The sequence below is a fragment of the Arhodomonas sp. KWT2 genome (genome assembly GCF_041949875.1).
GTDB lineage: Bacteria > Pseudomonadota > Gammaproteobacteria > Nitrococcales > Nitrococcaceae > Arhodomonas > Arhodomonas aquaeolei.
On sequence record NZ_JBHFPQ010000032.1, the window covers coordinates 12,928 to 28,366 of the forward strand.

A 15,439-nucleotide genomic window follows, 5' to 3' on the forward strand; every position below is an offset into this window, starting at 1 on the left:
CTCCGGGAATCCTGGCCGGGGGCCTGGTCCCGCGCTGGCCATTACGCCCGGGTGGCCGTGCGCGCACGGTGGCTCGGGCAGGGGCCAATCGCAGAAGTCATCCCCTGAAACCGCGCCATGAGGCCGTCGAACCGTGATGGCGCCGTGTGGGGTGCGGCCGGCGGGCGTCACTGGTGTGCCCCCGGGGTATGGCCGGCCGCCGTGGTTCATGCCGGGAACGGCCGCCGTCGTCGCGCTGAGCACCGGTTCCCGGTCTCCCTCCTCCGGCGGGCTCTGTGCGTCCACGACGGGGGCCGGAAGGCTACCCCGGGGGCAAATGAGTCAAAAAATCCACATGGTGGACGTCTCCGGCTTCAGGCGCTTGAAGGCGCGGCGGCGGATGCAGAAGCTGATCCGAAACAACACAAAAGGCATTCGTCGTATGGGGCGCGACGCCAAACGCCCCGCATCGGGAGGAGAGAGAAAATGCGATTTTTCAAATGCCTGATCGTTCCGTTCCTGTTGCTGTGCCTGACCGGTGGTGCCCAGGCGGCATGGCCGGAGAAGCCGGTGCAGCTGGTGGTCCCCTATCCGCCGGGGGGCAACGTCGACTTCAACGCGCGTATCATCGCCGACCGCCTGGAGAAGGAATTCGGCCAGCCGTTCGTGGTCGAGAACCGGCCCGGCGCCGGCGGCATGATTGCCGCTTCCCACGTGATCAACGCCAAGAGCGACGGTTACACCCTGTTCGTCGCCCCCAACGGCCCGGTGCTGTTCAGCCCGCTGCTGTTCCGTAAGGACAACTACTTCTGGAAGGACGATTTTGCGCCCATCGGCTCCATCTCCTTCGTGCCGCTGGTGCTGCAGGTGAATCCGGAGCTGGGTGTGGATTCCGCCGAGGCACTGTTCGAAAAGGCCAAGGCGAACCCCGGCGAGCTGACCATGGCCTCCCCGGGCGCCGGCACCCAGAATCACCTGATCAGTGAAATGATGCAGCGTCTGCTGGACACCGAATGGCTGACCGTCCAGTACGCGGGCAACGCCCCGGCCACCACCGATCTGCTCGGCGGCCGTGTGGACTTCAACTTCGATCAGTACACCGTGGCCAGGCAGTACATCAACAGCGGCAAGCTGAAGGCGCTGGCCGTGACCTCGCCGGAACGCCTGCCGTCCCTGCCCGACGTCCCCACCCTCAAGGAGCTCGGCTATTCCGACGCGGTATCGGAGACCTTTACCGGCCTGTTCGGCCCGGCGGGGACCCCCGACGAGGTCGTGGACAGGCTGAACGCGGCGCTGGAGAAGATCCTCAACGACCCGGCCGTGGAGAAGAAATTCGAGACCGCCGGCGCCGACGCCCGTGCCATGGACGTGGACGAGTTCAAGGCGTTCCTCGACGAGCAGTACGAGCGCTGGGCCACGCTGATCCGCGAGGCCGACATCCATCGCTGATCGGGAGGCATCCCCGCATGTCACGACGCAAGAGCGTTGACAGCGCCGGCTTTCAGCACAACAACCCGATCCCGGCCGCGAGCCGGATCGGGGACCTTGTGGCTTCCGGCGTGATCAACGGGACCGACCCGGAGACCGGGGAGCTGGGCGCGGACCTGCCCACGCAGTGCGCACACATGTTCACGCACGTGCGCAACATCGTCGAAGCCGCCGGCGGCAGCACCGACGACATCCTGAAAATGACGGTCTGGATGCAGGACCGTTCCCAGCGGGATGTGCTCAACGCCGAATGGCTGAAGATGTTCCCCGATCCGGACTCCCGGCCCGCCCGGCACGCCATCCAGAACCCGGTGGAATCGAGGTTTCTGATTCAGTGCGACGTGATGGCGGTAATCGGCCGCCGGGCCGGGTCCTGACCCGCTGACCCCGGGCCGCATGCCCGGGGCGGCCCTTCGATCCGCTAACGGCAGGAGCCACCATGCCCGAGTATTTCCCGTTCAATCCGGATCCCCGCGCGCCCCGGGAAGCGCCGCCGGCGAACACGTGCGACGCGCAGTTCCACGTGTTCGGCGATCCGGATGTCTATCCGATGCGCGCGGACGCGCCCTTCAGGATGCCCTCGGCGACCATCGACGCGGCACTGCACATGCACCGAGCCCTGGGGGTCGAGCGCGGCGTGATCGTCCAGGCGACCACCTATGGCGCCGATCACAGCGTGGTGCTGGACGCGCTCGAGCAGGCCGGCCCCGACTATCGCGGCTGCGCCAACGCCATCGCGCTGAAGGAGCGTGACGACGCGTACATCGAGACGCTGCACGAGGCCGGCGTGCGCGGTGCGCGCTTCACCTTCCGCAAGGAGCTGGGGGTGGGGCTGTCGCCGCGGGAGTTCCGCCACGCCGCCGGCCGGCTGCGCGAACTGGGCTGGTACGCGAAGATCCAGCCGGAAAAGCACGGCATCCTTGACAGCGTCGAGCTCTACGAGGACCTGGACATCCCGGTGCTGATCGATCACCTGGGACGCGCCGATGCCCGTCTGGGCATGGACGATCCCAACGTCCGCAAGACCATCGAGCTGCTCGGCAAAGGCAACTTCTGGGTCATGCTCTCCCTGGGCGAGAAGATCTCCGCCGAGGGCTACCCCTGGGACGACGTGCTGCCGATTGCCCGTGCCTATATCGACGCCGCCCCGAACCGCGTCGTGTGGGCCAGCGACTGGCCGCACCCGCTGTCCCGGACGCCGCCGCCCAACGACGCGGAGCTGCTGGAGCTGCTTTATCGGTACGCCCCGGACGAGGCGGAGCGCCAGCGTATCCTGGTGGATAACCCGGCCGAGCTGTTCGGTTTCGACCGGTCCTGAACCGGCCCGTGCCGCCGCACCGGGAGGCCTCTCCCGGGCGGACGGCGCGCAATCCCGCCGGCAGGATCGGGCGGGGCATGGCCCGGGCCGGCGCCGGGTATCGTGAGCGCGGTCTGCACACACGCCGCATTAGGGGTTTAGAGTCTCCGGGGGAGACACCAGAACGGGAGTAGGCGCGCGGTCCCGGGGAAGGGCCGTGTCTCCGTCTCCCGGCACCGTTTCCGGAGCACGGTGGGCCAGCTAATGCGGAGGACAACACCATGAGCACGACCACCGGATCGGGCGCCCGTCCCGATTACGACCAGCCCCTCAAGGACATCGCCGAGTACGTGGTCAACACGGAGATCACGTCCACGGAGGCGTACGAGACCGCCCGCTACGACCTGATGGACACCCTCGCCTGCGGGATGCTGGCGCTGCAGTATCCGGCCTGCACCAAGCTGCTGGGGCCGGTGGTCGAGGGCGCGGACATGCCCGGCGGCGTGAAAATCCCGGGCACGCATTTCCGCCTCGACCCGGTGACCGCGGCGTGGAACATCGGCGCGATGGTGCGCTGGCTGGACTTCAACGACACCTGGCTGGCGGCGGAGTGGAACCACCCCTCGGACAATCTCGGCGCGATCCTCGCGCTCTCCGATCACCTCTCCCGCCGCGCGGTGGCCGAGGGCCGGGCGCCGATGACGGTGCGCGACCTCCTCACAGCGATGATCAAGGCGCACGAGATCCAGGGCATCCTGGGGCTGGAGAACAGCTTCAACCGCGTGGGCCTGGACCACGTGATGCTGGTGCGCATCGCCTCCGCCTGCGTGTCCATGGGCCTGCTCGGCGGCGACGTGGACGACGTCACCAACGTCGCCTCCCACGCCTTCATCGACGGCTCCGCCCTGCGCGCCTACCGCCACGCCCCGCAGGCGGGCCCGCGCAAGAGCTGGGCGGCGGGGGATGCCTCCTCCCGCGGGCTGCGCCTGGCGCTGATCGTCGACCGGGGCGAGATCGGCTATCCCAAGGCGCTGTCGGCGCCGACCTGGGGCTTCCGCGACGTGCTGTTCAAGGGCAACGAGCTGCAGTTCAGCCGGGGCTACGGCAGCTACGTGATGGAGAACATCCTCTTCAAGCTCTCCTTCCCGGCGGAGTTCCACGCCCAGACCGCGGCCGAGGCGGCGATGACCCTGCACCCGCAGGTCCGCGACCGGATCGACGAGGTCGAGAAGGTGGTGATCGAGACCCAGGAGGCGGGGGTGCGGATCATCGACAAGACCGGTCCGCTGAACAACCCGGCGGACCGCGACCACTGCATCCAGTACATGACCGCGGTGCCGCTGATCTTCGGCCGCCTCACCGCCGACGACTACGAGGATCACGTCGCCGCCGATCCCCGTATCGACGCCCTGCGCGATCGCATGAAGGTGGTGGAGAACGAGCAGTTCTCGAAGGACTATCTCGACCCGGAGAAGCGCTCCATCGGCAATGCGGTGCAGGTGTTCTTCACCGACGGCAGCACCACCGACCGGGTCGCGGTGGAGTACCCCATCGGCCACCGGCGCCGCCGTGACGAGGGCATCCCGGTGCTGAAGGACAAGTTCGGGCGCGCGCTCGCCACCCGCTTCGCCCCGAAACAGGCCGGGCGCATCCTTGATGCCTGCGGCGAGCGCGAGCGCCTGGAGGCGATGCCGGTGCACGAGTTCGTCGACCTCTGGGCGCTGTGAGACTTTGGGGGCCGTGCCGGATGATCTCGGCGCGGTCCCGGTTACTCACGCGCTGAAACGGCCCTGTCCAGAGACCCCGTACCGCAAGCACGCCGAAGACGTGAGCGGTGCCACTATTGGTGGGACATGCCACGAACAAGTGCCTCGAATCGTTTCACCGCCTGGTCGATATCCGCTGGATCAGCAAGATGACCGGTGCTCGCGATAATAAGGGCAGATGCGTCAGGCGTTTCCAGGGCTTGTCTGAGGCTGTCGAGGACGCCGCCGATCGCTTGCGTGCTTGCCGTGCGCCGAATGTCCATGCCCAGGAGGTGGATGGCTGCAAGGGAAACCTCGTAGTCGTATTGTTCCGCCACAGGCGATTCGCCCTCATAGAGGCGCCCCAGATTGTCGGCGTCGGCGTACGTCTCCATAAGGAATGCCAGGTCAGAGGCGTCGCTGGCTGCCTTGCGATCGAGCCAGGCCGCTATCTTCAGTAGAGCCTGGCTGGGCAGAGACGCTACGGGGCAGAGGTACCCACTTGGCAGCTCGAATAGGAGCGCGTGCCTGAAGGCCTCCGAAAACCCCAGGGTGGACATCACTTCGTTACCGTCGGGCGGCCACGCAATGGTGCCATCAGGGCGCGCAATGCCGCCAAACGGCACGATGTCTATCCACTGATGCTCAGTGTAATGGAGCCGGTGGTAGCGCCGTTCCTGCCGCCTTTTCCACCCCCGGCCCAGGAGGTTATCGACCAGCTTTTCGTAATCGTTCCACGATGCGACGTGAACGCCGACATCGACGTCCTGCGTGGCACGTATTGCCCGGATCCCGAAACCGCGGTGCAGTACCAGATCCCTCGCGGTGGCGCCGACGACCATGAATTCGAGAGCTTCATCCGCTGCCGCCTCTGACATTGCCTCCAGGGGCGGGAGCCGGCTGTCACTGCCCGGACTCAGACTCAGAAAGATATCGCTCATGAATCAGCTTTGCCGTTTCCAGATTTCTGCTTTCGCCACTCGCCACCAGGTCGGCATAGACCAGCAGTGGGGGGGCGATGGCACGATCCGTCGTGCCTGACACAAATCCCCAGAACCGACGTGATATCTGGATCTCACCGTCATCCGAGCGGGCCAGCCGATGTCGATTCAGGAATCCGCGCGGTAGGTTATCGGCGTAGAGCGTGGCGCGCTCCGGACGCAAATAACCAGTCATCTTCCAGGCCGCGATCTCCCCACTCCAGACGATGTCGAATTCGTCGGCCGTTAGCGAGCGCCACCACTCGTCGGTCGGCTTCAACATGGTGAACCGTCCCAGCCTCAGTTTCGGCCGGAGCTTGTCGATGAAGGACGCCACCCAGCGGTCCCTGAGGTCGGACTTGCGGATCAGTTGCCGACGATTCCGGCCCTTCTGGTATAGATAACCGCGCTCCCGAAGCTCCCGCATGGCCCAGTTCACCGAGCCCAGGGCGACGTTGGATGAGGCGGCGATTTCCCGATAGGGCGCCGACTCCAGGCCCGGTTTGCAGAGCAACGCGAAAATGACGTACAGGCTGGATGGCTTGAAACCGTCGCTCTTCTCCAGCGGCGACACCGCATCTGACCGGGCGAGCCCATATTCCCATGCAGGCTTCTGCCCCTTGACCCAAACGAACAGGCCCGGTTGGTTCAGGTAGGCGTTTCCGGCGGCATCCATGAATTCGATGCGCTCGTCGGCAAGGCGCTCCGCGATATTCGGATTAACGTAGTCAGCCACCAGAAGCGCTGGCTGCGGGAGCTCACGCAACTGGAGGACTATGGCGCCCAACGAGGCGGGTCGAAGGTTGCGCCTCAGCGCCACCGAATAGCAGTGCCGGGGTCCATCGGGCATCGAGATTACCAGTTGCCCATCGATCCAAGACCCCGTGCCCGGAACGGGCTCGAGCGATAGTGCCGTGGCCGTTGAGAGGCGACGGGCAACTGAGTCCAGGAGATCGTATTCGTGAGGTGACCGGGTCATGTGTTCATGTTTTTGCATTGTTCATGTTTCGTGAACATAGCTATTTAATGAACGAAAGGCAACCCGCAACCCGTCTCGTGTCGTGGCCACTCCCCCCCTGACCGCACACAATCCCGAAGGGACCCGGCTACCGGCAGTTCGGGTTTCCGACCGGGTCGCGGTGGAGTATCCCATCGGCCACCGGCGCCGCCGTGACGAGGGCATCCCGGTGCTGAAGGACAAGTTCGAGCGCGCGCTCGCCACCCGCTTCGCCCCGAAACAGGCTGGGCGCATCCTCGATGCGTGCGGCGAGCGCGAGCGCCTGGAGGCGATGCCGGTGCACGAGTTCGTCGACCTCTGGGCGCTGTGACCGCCGTGTTCTCCCGGAGGCTGTCGCCGGCCCGGCGGCGGCCCCATCGCTCCTCCGCCGGCCAAAAGTCGTCGCGTCCATGCTGTTTATTGACTGGCCCGTCACGCCTGTCGTTAGGGTGGAAACGTACGGATCTGCACGCTATTGGTGATGGATAAGCATCACGCACGCTGGTTAAATGTCGACACTACGGGTGTCAGGACCGCGGTGAAGAGATGAGCGAATCCGTTGCGGGCGCGGCCAAGGCACCGACCGGTGTCGCCGGGCTGGACGAGATGACCGGAGGCGGTCTGCCATACGGGCGCGTGACCCTTGTCGAAGGTGGACCGGGTGCCGGCAAGACGGTGCTTGCGCTCCAGACGCTGGTCAACGGCGCACGGGAGCATGGCGAGCCGGCGATCTTCGTCGCCTTCGAGGAGACCGGCCGGCGCATTGCCGCCAATGCCGCGACCTTCGGCTGGGACCTCGACGGCCTCCAGGACGACGGCCTGTTCTTTCTCGACGCCCAGCCGGATCCCGGCATGGCACCAGCAGGGGACGTGGACCTGGGCGGCATGCTCGCCGCGCTGGACGCGAAGGTGGCGGAGATGGGCGCGCGGCGTGTCGTCTTCGACGCCCTCGATGTCGTGCTCGCGTTCATGGACGGGGCCGCCGCGCGCCGTGAGACCTGCCGGCTGCACAACTGGCTGCTCGAGCGCGGGCTCACCTGCATCATCACCGCCAAGGCACCGGGGTATGCCGGCGTTCCGGGCATGGACGGGCTGGGCTTCATGCAGTTCATGGTCGACTGCAGCATCGAGCTCAGCCATGACACCGTGCAGGGTATCTCCCAGCGCGGTCTGCGCGTGGTGAAGTTCCGTGGCTCGCGCTTCGAGGAGAATCAGGTCCCGCTGGTGATCGGTGATAGCGGCATGGAGGTGGCCTACGTGCCGCGGCCCGAGGGGGCGAACGGCCCGGTCTCCAACGAGCGGCTCTCCACCGGTATCCCGCGGCTGGACAGCATGCTCAGCGGTGGCTATCTCCGGCAGGCCGGCGTGCTCATCACCGGCGCCCCGGGCACGGCCAAGACGACCCTGTACGGCGCGTTCGCCGAGGCTGCCTGCCGTAACGGCGAGCGCACCGTGTGGGCGAGCATCGACTCGCCGCCGGACGAGCTGATGCGCAACCTGTCATCCGTCGGTATCGACCTCGCCTCGCCTGTCTCGGACGGGTTGCTGTCCATCGTGCCGGCCCGGGCGATCGCCGGCAGCGCGGAGATCCACTTCGTTGCGATCCGCAATCACGCGGAGGCGCACGGGGCCAGCTGCGTGATCATCGATCCGGTATCGGCACTGGCCAAATCCGGCAATACGGCATTCTCACACAGCGTGATCGAACGCCTGGTGGACTGGGCGAAGGGGGCGGGCGTCACACTGCTGTGCACCAGCCTGCTGGACCGGGAGATTCCGGAGACGGAGAGCACCCCGCTGCAGATCTCGACCCTCGCGGACACCTGGATCCATCTCAGCTACCGTGTCCAGGGCGGTGAGCGCAATCGCGGCCTGTCGGTGGTCAAGTCCCGCGGGACCGCCCATTCCGGCCAGGTCCGGGAGCTCCTGCTCGACGACGGCGGCGTCACGCTGGCGGATGTCTACACCGCCGGGGGCGAGGTCCTGATGGGCACCCTTCGCCGGGAGCAGGAGCAGGCCCGGCGCCTGGAGCGTCAGCGTGCGGCCGACGAACGCGAACGCCAGCGCCTGCGCCTGGAGGCGGAGACCGCGGAGCTCGACGCCCGTATCCGTCACCTGGAGCGCGAGCGCGAGTACAAACAGGCGGAGCAACGCACCGTGACCCGGCAGGACGCCGAGGTCGACCGGGAGCGCGACGCCATGCGCCGGGAACGCGGCCGCTGGCGTCACGCCGACCGGGATGACCACGCCGGGACTGTCGGCGATGACGGCTGACGCCCTCTCACTGCGGCTGTACGTGGCCGGCGATGGCCCCAATTCCCGGGAGGCGATCGCCAATCTGGAGGCCATACGCCGTGACTACCTCGCCGTCCCCTGCGAGGTCGAGATCATCGATGTCTTCGAGACGCCCCAGCGTGCGCTGGAGGAAGGCGTCCTGCTCACGCCCATGCTGGTGGTCGAGCGGGCCGGATCCCGTGAAATGATCGTCGGATCGCTTTCGGAGCCGGGCCGTGTGCTGGCGCGGATCGGTCTCGGCAGAGGTGCCGGGCCATGAGTACCGGAGATCCGGACAGCGGGCAATCGCCGACGGGCGGGTATCTCGAGCTCGTCCAGACCCTTCAGGATACTCACCGGCGGTTGCAGGAGCTTACCGGCGGCGAGGTGGACGCGGTCCTGGGGCCCGCCGGTACACCGCTGCTGCTCACCGATGCCCAGTCCCGGCTGCGGGCCAGCGAGGCCGCCCAGCGCCGGCTCGCGGAGCGCCTGACCGCGACCCTGGAGAGCATCACGGACGCCTTCTTCACCCTGGACCGCGACTTCCGGTTCACCTACGTCAACGGCGAGGCCGAGCGCGTCCTCGGCCGCTCCCGGGACGACCTGCTCGCACGGGTGATCCGGGACATAGAGGGCCTGAACGACGAGACCTTCACCGAGGCGTTCCAGCGGGCCTTCGATTTGCAGGCGGCGGTGTCGTTCGAGGCCCGCTTCCATCCCCCTGGCCTGTGGCTGGACGTTCGGGCCTACCCGGCGCCGGACGGGCTGACCGTCTACCTGCGGGATACCACCGAGCGTCATCGCGAGCGCCGGCGCCTGGAGTTCCTGGAGACCGCCGTGGCCCGGCTGAACGACGTCGTGGTCATCACCGAGGCCGATCCATCGACGGGCCGGGGCTCCCGGATCGTGTTCGTCAACGACGCCTTCGAGCGGGTGACCGGTTATTCGCCGGAGTCGGTGCTGGGACGGGCGACGTGGGATCTGCTGGGGCCGCGGGTATCGGACGAGTCGCGCGCGCGTATCCGTGCGGCGCTGGAGCGGGGGGAGTCCGCCGGCGAGGAGCTGCTCAGCCATACCCGCAATGGCGAGCCCTACTGGGTGGAGCTGCGGGTCGTCCCGCTGTTGGGCCGCGAGGGCCGGCCGTCGCATTTCGTCGCCGTTCTGCGCGACGTCAGCGACCGCAAGCGCGCCCAGCTCGCCCGGGAGCGTTCCAACCGCGCGCTGCGCCTGCTCAGCCGCTGCAACCGTGCGGTTATTCGTGCTGCTGACGAGCGGCGGCTGCTCGACACGGTGTGCCGCCTTGCCATCGAGATCGGCGGCTATCTGGTGGCGTGGGTGGGTACCGTGGATGATCCCGCCGCGGAAGGGGCTCAGCCCGTCGCCTGGCACGCCGCCGGCGACGGCGGGCTCGACGAGGACGCGATTCATGCCCTGCACGCCGGCGAGCATCCCGTGTCCGGCGCGCTGGGCGCGGATCACGTCGTCGCCTGCCTGCCCCTGCGCAGCGGCGGGCGCAATCTGGCCGTGCTGGGGCTGGTGACGACCACGGCACGCCCGCTGGAGGCGGACGAGCTCCAGCTGCTCGGCGAGCTCGCCGACAATCTCGCCTTCGGGATCGAGTCCCTGCGTACCCGCGAGCGCGAGGACCGCCTGCAGGACGCCGTCTTTCGCATCGCCGCGGCGGTCTCGGCGCGAACGGGCCACGAGTTCTTCGAGCGGCTGGTGCGCACCATGACCGAGGTGCTTGGTGCGGATGCCGGCTACATCGCCCGTTGCCTGCCCGAGGATCCCTCCCGGGTGTACAGCGTCGCCGGCCACTGTGACGGCCGGCCCGCGGAGCCGCTGAGTTACGCCCTCGGCGGCACGCCCTGTGCGGTCAACCTGGAGCAGTCCTACTGCGTCGTGACCGACCGTGTGGCCGAGCGTTTCCCCGAGGACACCCTGCTCGCGGACATGGGGGCGCGGGGCTACGTCGGCGAGCGCCTGGGCAACACCGCGGGCGAGAACCTGGGCGTGCTCTACGTGATCTACCGGCGCCCGGTCCAGGATCCCGAGTTCGTCAGCTCGACGCTGCGCATCTTCGCCGCCGGTGCCGCCGCGGAGCTGGAGCGGCTCGAGGCGGACAGCCGCATCCGCGAGCAGGCGATGCTGCTGGAGCATACCCGCGATGCCATCCTCCTGACGGACGCCCGGGACCGCATCCGCTACTGGAACCGGGGTGCCGAGCAGACCTACGGCTGGTCCGCCTCGGAGGTGATCGGCCGTTCCGCCGCCGAGGTCCTGCGCGTGCCGCCGGACGCCTACGGCGACGCCCGCGGGCGCGTCCGCGAGGAGGGCTACTGGAGCGGCGAGCTGGACCAGCATACCCGCGGTGGGCGGCACATCGTAGTCGAGTCGCACTGGTCGCTGGCCGGCGAGGACAGCGGCGGCAGCGTCCTGCAGATCGGCAGCGACATCACCCAGCGCAAGGCCAGTGAGCGGCGGATCCAGCAGCTCGCGTTCTACGACGAGATCACCGGGCTGCCCAACCGCGCGCTGTTCATGGACCGGCTGACGGTCAGCCTCGCCGGTCTCCGCCGCGGCGGCAGCTCCCTGGCCCTGCTGTTCCTCGACCTCAACCGCTTCAAGGAGATCAACGACCGCCAGGGGCACGCCGCGGGGGATCGCGTGCTCGTGGAGGTGGCGCAGCGTTTCCGCAACACCCTGCGCGCCAACGAGACCCTGGCCCGGCTCGGTGGCGACGAGTTCGTGGTCATCGCCGAGGACGCCGACGAGGCCGCTGCGACCCGTATCGCCGAGCGTCTGGTGGACGCCCTTGGGCAGCCACTGACGGTGGACGGGCGCAGCATCCCCGTGGAAGTGAGCATCGGCATCGCGCTCGCGCCCCGGGACGGGGACACGGCGGACGAGCTGCTCATGCACACCGATATCGCCATGTACCGGGCCAAGCGCGGCAGCATCGAGTACAGCGTCTACGAGCCGCACATGAGCCGCGAGCTCGACGATTTCCTGTCCCTGGCTGAACGCCTGGACCAGGCGCTTAAAAACGACGTCCTCCAGCTCTACTATCAGCCGCAGGTCGCCCTGGACACCGGTGAACTCATCGGTGCCGAGGTGCTGCTGCGCTGGTACGACGAGGACTGGGGCTGGGTGAATCCCGGGCGTGCGGTGAGCACCGCCGAGGAGCGGCGTATGATGGGCCGGCTCGGCGACTGGGTGATGCGCACCGCCTGCGGCCAGCTCGCGCAATGGCGCAGCCGAGGGGTGGCGCTGCCGCCGGAGCTGTCCATCAACGTCTCCGCGCAGCAGCTCGAGCACGCCGGTGTGGCCGAGCAGTTCGCCCGCCATGCCCGCGGGGCCGGGCTGGCGGCGTCGGCCATCCGCCTGGAGCTCACGGAGACCGCGATCGCCAGCGATCCGGACCATGCCGTGGAGATCACGGCGGCCCTGCGCGAGGCGGGATTCACGCTGTGCATCGACGATTTCGGCACCGGCTACTCGTCGCTGGCCTATCTCAAGCGCTTCCCGGTGGACATGCTCAAGATCGACCTGTCCTTCGTCCGCGACATGCTGGTCAGCGAGAGCGATCACGCCATCGTCGCGACCATAATCGCCATGGCGCGCAACCTCGGCCTGACCACCCTCGCCGAGGGCGTGGAGGAGGCGGAGCAGGCCCGCGCGCTCGCGTCACTGGGCTGTGAATTCGCCCAGGGCTACTACTACGGCCGGCCGATGCCGGCGGACGAATTCGCGCGGGCATGGCTGCGCTGAGGTGTCTCCCTTGACGCCCCGTTCCCGGCCCCGCATCTTTTGCCCTTTCGCGTTGCTCTGACGGCGTAGGCATGAACTGGATTGGCAAGATCATCGGAGCCGTTTTCGGCTACATGGCGGGCGGCATTCTCGGTGCGCTGGTGGGGCTGGCGCTCGGGCACTGGTTCGACCGCGGGCTCGCGCGGGCGCGCATGGCCTCGGGCGGCAATGACCCGCGGGCGGTGTTCTTCCGCACCACGTTCACCGTCATGGGCCACATCTGCAAGGCGGACGGTCGCGTCTCCCAGGCGGAGATCGCCGCCGCCGAGCAGGTAATGAACCGTATGCGGCTGTCGCAGACGCAGCGCCGCCAGGCCATCGAGTACTTCAACCAGGGCAAGTCGACGGAGTTCGATCTCGATTCCGCGCTCGCGGAGTTCCGCCAGGCGTGTCGCGGACGCATGAACCTGGTGCGCATCTTCCTGGAGATCCAGATCCAGGCGGCGATGGCGGACGGTGCCCTCGGCGACGCCGAGGCCCGGGTGCTCAAGCGCATCGCCCTGCACTTCGGTATCTCGGAGGCGGACTTCGAGCGGCTGGTGGCCTTCCTCGCCGGCGGCTACCAGCGCAGCCACGCCAGCCAGGCCGGCCGGGATCCGCTGCCCGAGGCCTATCGTGAGCTCGGTGTGAGCGAGGATGCCAGCGACGCCGAGGTCAAGCGCGCCTACCGCAAGCTCATGAGCGAGCACCACCCGGACAAGCTCGTCTCCAAGGGCCTGCCCGAGGAGATGATCGACGTCGCCAAGGAGCGCACCCAGGAGATCCAGGCCGCGTACGATACCATCCGCCGCGCCCGCGGACTGAAGTGACCGCCATCCGGCCCTGATTCCGCCGGTTCCCGGCGTTCCGGGGCCGGCCAGGGGTCTGTCGGTTGCCTTCGAGCGGCCGAACTACAGCGCACGGTGGTGCGTAAGCCAGGGCGTTGTGATCCCGGGTAAATACCGTCCCGCGTATCAAGCGATTTGCGGGTATTGGGTGTCTGGTCCTTGATGACGCTGAAACGGATGGAGACGGGCTTGCGTATGGCGGCCCCAGGGCGGCCATCCTGGCCTCGCCCCGCCTGCGCAGGTGCCGTCAGAACGCGCGCGCATCGGGGTTGCGAGGTCGGCCGCTCACGGTAGTCGACGTTGCCGGCACCGCAGGACGGGATGTTGGCTGCCAGGAGCAGCCAACCTACGGGAACTCGCGTAGGTCGTGCGCCGCAGGCGTGCGACATTCCGGCGCGGTCATGAAGATGTCGCACACGGCACACGGCACACGGCACACGGCACACGGCACACGGCACACGGCCGTGCACGACCTACCGGTCTGCCAGGAGCGGGGCCAACCCGCGCGGCCTGTCACCGCCCGGGATCCCTGCCGTAGGTCGGCTGCGCCCGGCAGCCGACGATCACCGCCAGCAGCCCGGCATATCCGACGCTATCGCCGGCTGACGTGCGCTGCGACGGCGGCCGGCGGGCCCGCGTGGGTCGTGCACGGCCGCAGAGGCCGTGTGCGACAGCCCTACTGGCGGACGCGCACCCGGTAGGTGAGCGTCGTCTCGTCCCCGGCGGGGACGGACAGCCGCCAGCGGGCGGTGTCCGCGTCCTGCTCCTCGCTGGCGGGGCTCGCCTCGAGCAGCTCCCAGTCGCCGGCCATGTGTTCGACGACCTCCACCGTGCGGTTGTCCCTCCCCGCGTTGCTGACGGTCACCCGCCAGGCGATCTCGTGGGTGTCGTCGCCGATGCGTCGGTAGGCCGTGCGCCCGCGCTCCGCGCTCAGGTCGAAGGCCGTGCCCAGGGAGAGCTCGAAGGCTTCCCCCGGCGGGATGTGGTCGATGCGGTCGCCGCCCTGGTAGAGCGGGGCGTCGCCGGTGGCGTCGATCACGCGCACGGTGCCCGCCGGCAGGGGCACGTCGTTGCGGCCCCGGGGGGTGACCTCGGTGGTGACGGTCACCGGCGGCTCGTCGCCGCCCTGGCGCATGGCCTGGCCGCTCACCCGGTAACGGCGTTCCACGTCGACGGGCACGGCGTTGAGCAGCGGCACGCGCAGCCGCTCGCCATCGCCCAGGCTGTGGGTGCCCGGCAGGCGGTAGCGGTACCAGTCCCCGGCGGCCTGCGGCGCCGGCGCCGCTGCCGAGTCCGCGCTCATGGCCCGTGCTTCCAGCTTCATGGGCCGGGGGCCACCGTTGCCGGGGTCGTTCACCTGCCCGCCGATCAGGGTGACGGTGGCCCCGTCGAAGTCCGCGCCGCTGGTGTTCTGCAGCGTTGCCGAACCGGACAGACGCGCCCCGGCCGGCGCGAGCCGGAGGGTATAGTCCGCCTGCCAGTTCAGGCCCTCGGTGAGGTAGTCGAGGGCGAGCGCTCCGGAGGCGCCGTCGGCCGGCATCACCGTGGCGGCAGTGGCCTGCGGCAGGGTGTCGGTGGGCAGCGCGACCCGCCAGGGCGAGGCGGCGTCGATCCACTCCAGCCGGCCGTCGACGGAGACCACCGGCGTGCCGTTCTCCACCGCCAGCAGCCGGCCACGGCGGCGCTGGCCGTCGTGCAGCAGCACCACCTCGCGGCCGCGCCAGCGTGCCAGCGTCGAGCCTGCCGGGGCCGGGCGGCGCACGGTCTGCACCGCGCCGTCGTCGTCCGTCACCGACAGGGTCTCGAAGCGCATGCCGTCGGGCAGGCCCTCCAGTGGCAGGGGCCCGCCGCCGGCGGGGAGGGCCACGCTCGCGCTCACGAAGGCCGCGGCGTTCTGGTAGAGCACGAGGTGACGGGTGTCGGGGGTCGCCGCCATCGCGGCCGTGCCGCCGGCCAGCGCCAGCACCGCGACCGCCGGGAACTGCTGCCATCGCATCAGTGATCTCTCCCTGTTCCGGGTTGCCAGTGTCTTGTTCGCCCGC

Annotated in this window: 12 protein-coding genes; 9 read left to right on the forward strand and 3 right to left on the reverse strand. The window is 68.6% G+C overall.

Going from position 1 to position 15,439, the window contains the following annotated elements; genetic code table 11:
* The first annotated feature begins 465 nt into the window (after positions 1 to 465).
* The 4 genes from ACEZHJ_RS04070 to ACEZHJ_RS04085 all read left to right on the forward strand — a co-directional run bounded on the left by ACEZHJ_RS04070 (position 466) and on the right by ACEZHJ_RS04085 (position 4,491).
* On the forward strand, positions 466 to 1,428 hold the full coding sequence (locus ACEZHJ_RS04070; protein WP_163139918.1) for a tripartite tricarboxylate transporter substrate binding protein: 963 nt from the start codon (positions 466 to 468) through the stop codon (positions 1,426 to 1,428).
* A gap of 17 nt (positions 1,429 to 1,445) precedes the next feature.
* Positions 1,446 to 1,844 (forward strand): RidA family protein, encoded by a 399-nt coding sequence (locus ACEZHJ_RS04075; RefSeq protein WP_163139916.1) that lies wholly within the window; start codon positions 1,446 to 1,448, stop codon positions 1,842 to 1,844.
* 62 nt (positions 1,845 to 1,906) lie between these two features.
* Positions 1,907 to 2,785 carry an amidohydrolase family protein gene (locus tag ACEZHJ_RS04080; protein ID WP_375036253.1) on the forward strand — a complete coding sequence of 293 codons (879 nt, stop codon included), beginning with the start codon at positions 1,907 to 1,909 and terminating at the stop codon, positions 2,783 to 2,785.
* 260 nt (positions 2,786 to 3,045) lie between these two features.
* Positions 3,046 to 4,491 (forward strand): bifunctional 2-methylcitrate dehydratase/aconitate hydratase, encoded by a 1,446-nt coding sequence (locus ACEZHJ_RS04085; protein WP_375036254.1) that lies wholly within the window; start codon positions 3,046 to 3,048, stop codon positions 4,489 to 4,491.
* A 113-nt stretch (positions 4,492 to 4,604) separates the two neighbouring features.
* Here ACEZHJ_RS04085 and ACEZHJ_RS04090 read toward each other — a convergent pair whose 3' ends face one another.
* The gene (locus ACEZHJ_RS04090; protein ID WP_375036255.1) at positions 4,605 to 5,450 is read right to left on the reverse strand and encodes a nucleotidyl transferase AbiEii/AbiGii toxin family protein; all 846 of its coding nucleotides are present in this window, start codon (positions 5,448 to 5,450) and stop codon (positions 4,605 to 4,607) included.
* Positions 5,413 to 6,225: a type IV toxin-antitoxin system AbiEi family antitoxin gene (locus ACEZHJ_RS04095; protein ID WP_163139908.1), complete on the reverse strand. Its 813-nt coding sequence runs from the start codon at positions 6,223 to 6,225 to the stop codon at positions 5,413 to 5,415. Before ACEZHJ_RS04095 ends, ACEZHJ_RS04090 begins: the two co-directional genes overlap by 38 nt.
* Positions 6,226 to 6,628: 403 nt before the next feature.
* Here ACEZHJ_RS04095 and ACEZHJ_RS04100 point away from each other — a divergent pair, with 403 nt between their 5' ends.
* The 5 genes from ACEZHJ_RS04100 (at position 6,629) to djlA (ending at position 13,379) form a co-directional block, all read left to right on the forward strand.
* Complete coding sequence (locus tag ACEZHJ_RS04100) at positions 6,629 to 6,817, forward strand: 2-methylcitrate dehydratase (RefSeq protein WP_375036256.1); 189 nt, start codon at positions 6,629 to 6,631, stop codon at positions 6,815 to 6,817.
* 215 nt (positions 6,818 to 7,032) lie between these two features.
* Positions 7,033 to 8,760 (forward strand): circadian clock protein KaiC, encoded by a 1,728-nt coding sequence (gene kaiC, locus ACEZHJ_RS04105; protein ID WP_375036257.1) that lies wholly within the window; start codon positions 7,033 to 7,035, stop codon positions 8,758 to 8,760.
* Positions 8,750 to 9,040, forward strand: coding sequence for a circadian clock KaiB family protein (locus tag ACEZHJ_RS04110; RefSeq protein WP_018718124.1), 291 nt, complete (start codon positions 8,750 to 8,752; stop codon positions 9,038 to 9,040). The genes kaiC and ACEZHJ_RS04110 overlap by 11 nt, the downstream gene beginning before the upstream one ends.
* Positions 9,037 to 12,531 (forward strand): EAL domain-containing protein, encoded by a 3,495-nt coding sequence (locus ACEZHJ_RS04115; protein WP_375036258.1) that lies wholly within the window; start codon positions 9,037 to 9,039, stop codon positions 12,529 to 12,531. Before ACEZHJ_RS04110 ends, ACEZHJ_RS04115 begins: the two co-directional genes overlap by 4 nt.
* Before the next feature lie 71 nt (positions 12,532 to 12,602).
* On the forward strand, positions 12,603 to 13,379 hold the full coding sequence (djlA, locus tag ACEZHJ_RS04120) for a co-chaperone DjlA (RefSeq protein ID WP_018718126.1): 777 nt from the start codon (positions 12,603 to 12,605) through the stop codon (positions 13,377 to 13,379).
* A 694-nt stretch (positions 13,380 to 14,073) separates the two neighbouring features.
* On the opposite strand, the gene ACEZHJ_RS04125 is transcribed toward djlA, so the two are convergent.
* Complete coding sequence (locus ACEZHJ_RS04125) at positions 14,074 to 15,393, reverse strand: DUF4139 domain-containing protein (protein ID WP_375036259.1); 1,320 nt, start codon at positions 15,391 to 15,393, stop codon at positions 14,074 to 14,076.
* Between the last annotated feature and the right edge of the window lie 46 nt (positions 15,394 to 15,439).

What these genes read in the sequence shown, in the direction of transcription:
- ACEZHJ_RS04070 (WP_163139918.1), top strand. Translation starts at nt 466, where the DNA reads ATGCGATTTTTCAAATGCCTGATCGTTCCGTTCCTGTTGCTGTGCCTG.
- ACEZHJ_RS04075 (WP_163139916.1), top strand. Translation starts at nt 1,446, where the DNA reads ATGTCACGACGCAAGAGCGTTGACAGCGCCGGCTTTCAGCACAACAAC.
- ACEZHJ_RS04125 (WP_375036259.1), bottom strand. Translation starts at nt 15,393, where the DNA reads ATGCGATGGCAGCAGTTCCCGGCGGTCGCGGTGCTGGCGCTGGCCGGC.
- ACEZHJ_RS04110 (WP_018718124.1), top strand. Translation starts at nt 8,750, where the DNA reads ATGACGGCTGACGCCCTCTCACTGCGGCTGTACGTGGCCGGCGATGGC.
- ACEZHJ_RS04090 (WP_375036255.1), bottom strand. Translation starts at nt 5,450, where the DNA reads ATGAGCGATATCTTTCTGAGTCTGAGTCCGGGCAGTGACAGCCGGCTC.
- ACEZHJ_RS04115 (WP_375036258.1), top strand. Translation starts at nt 9,037, where the DNA reads ATGAGTACCGGAGATCCGGACAGCGGGCAATCGCCGACGGGCGGGTAT.
- kaiC (WP_375036257.1), top strand. Translation starts at nt 7,033, where the DNA reads ATGAGCGAATCCGTTGCGGGCGCGGCCAAGGCACCGACCGGTGTCGCC.
- ACEZHJ_RS04080 (WP_375036253.1), top strand. Translation starts at nt 1,907, where the DNA reads ATGCCCGAGTATTTCCCGTTCAATCCGGATCCCCGCGCGCCCCGGGAA.
- ACEZHJ_RS04085 (WP_375036254.1), top strand. Translation starts at nt 3,046, where the DNA reads ATGAGCACGACCACCGGATCGGGCGCCCGTCCCGATTACGACCAGCCC.
- djlA (WP_018718126.1), top strand. Translation starts at nt 12,603, where the DNA reads ATGAACTGGATTGGCAAGATCATCGGAGCCGTTTTCGGCTACATGGCG.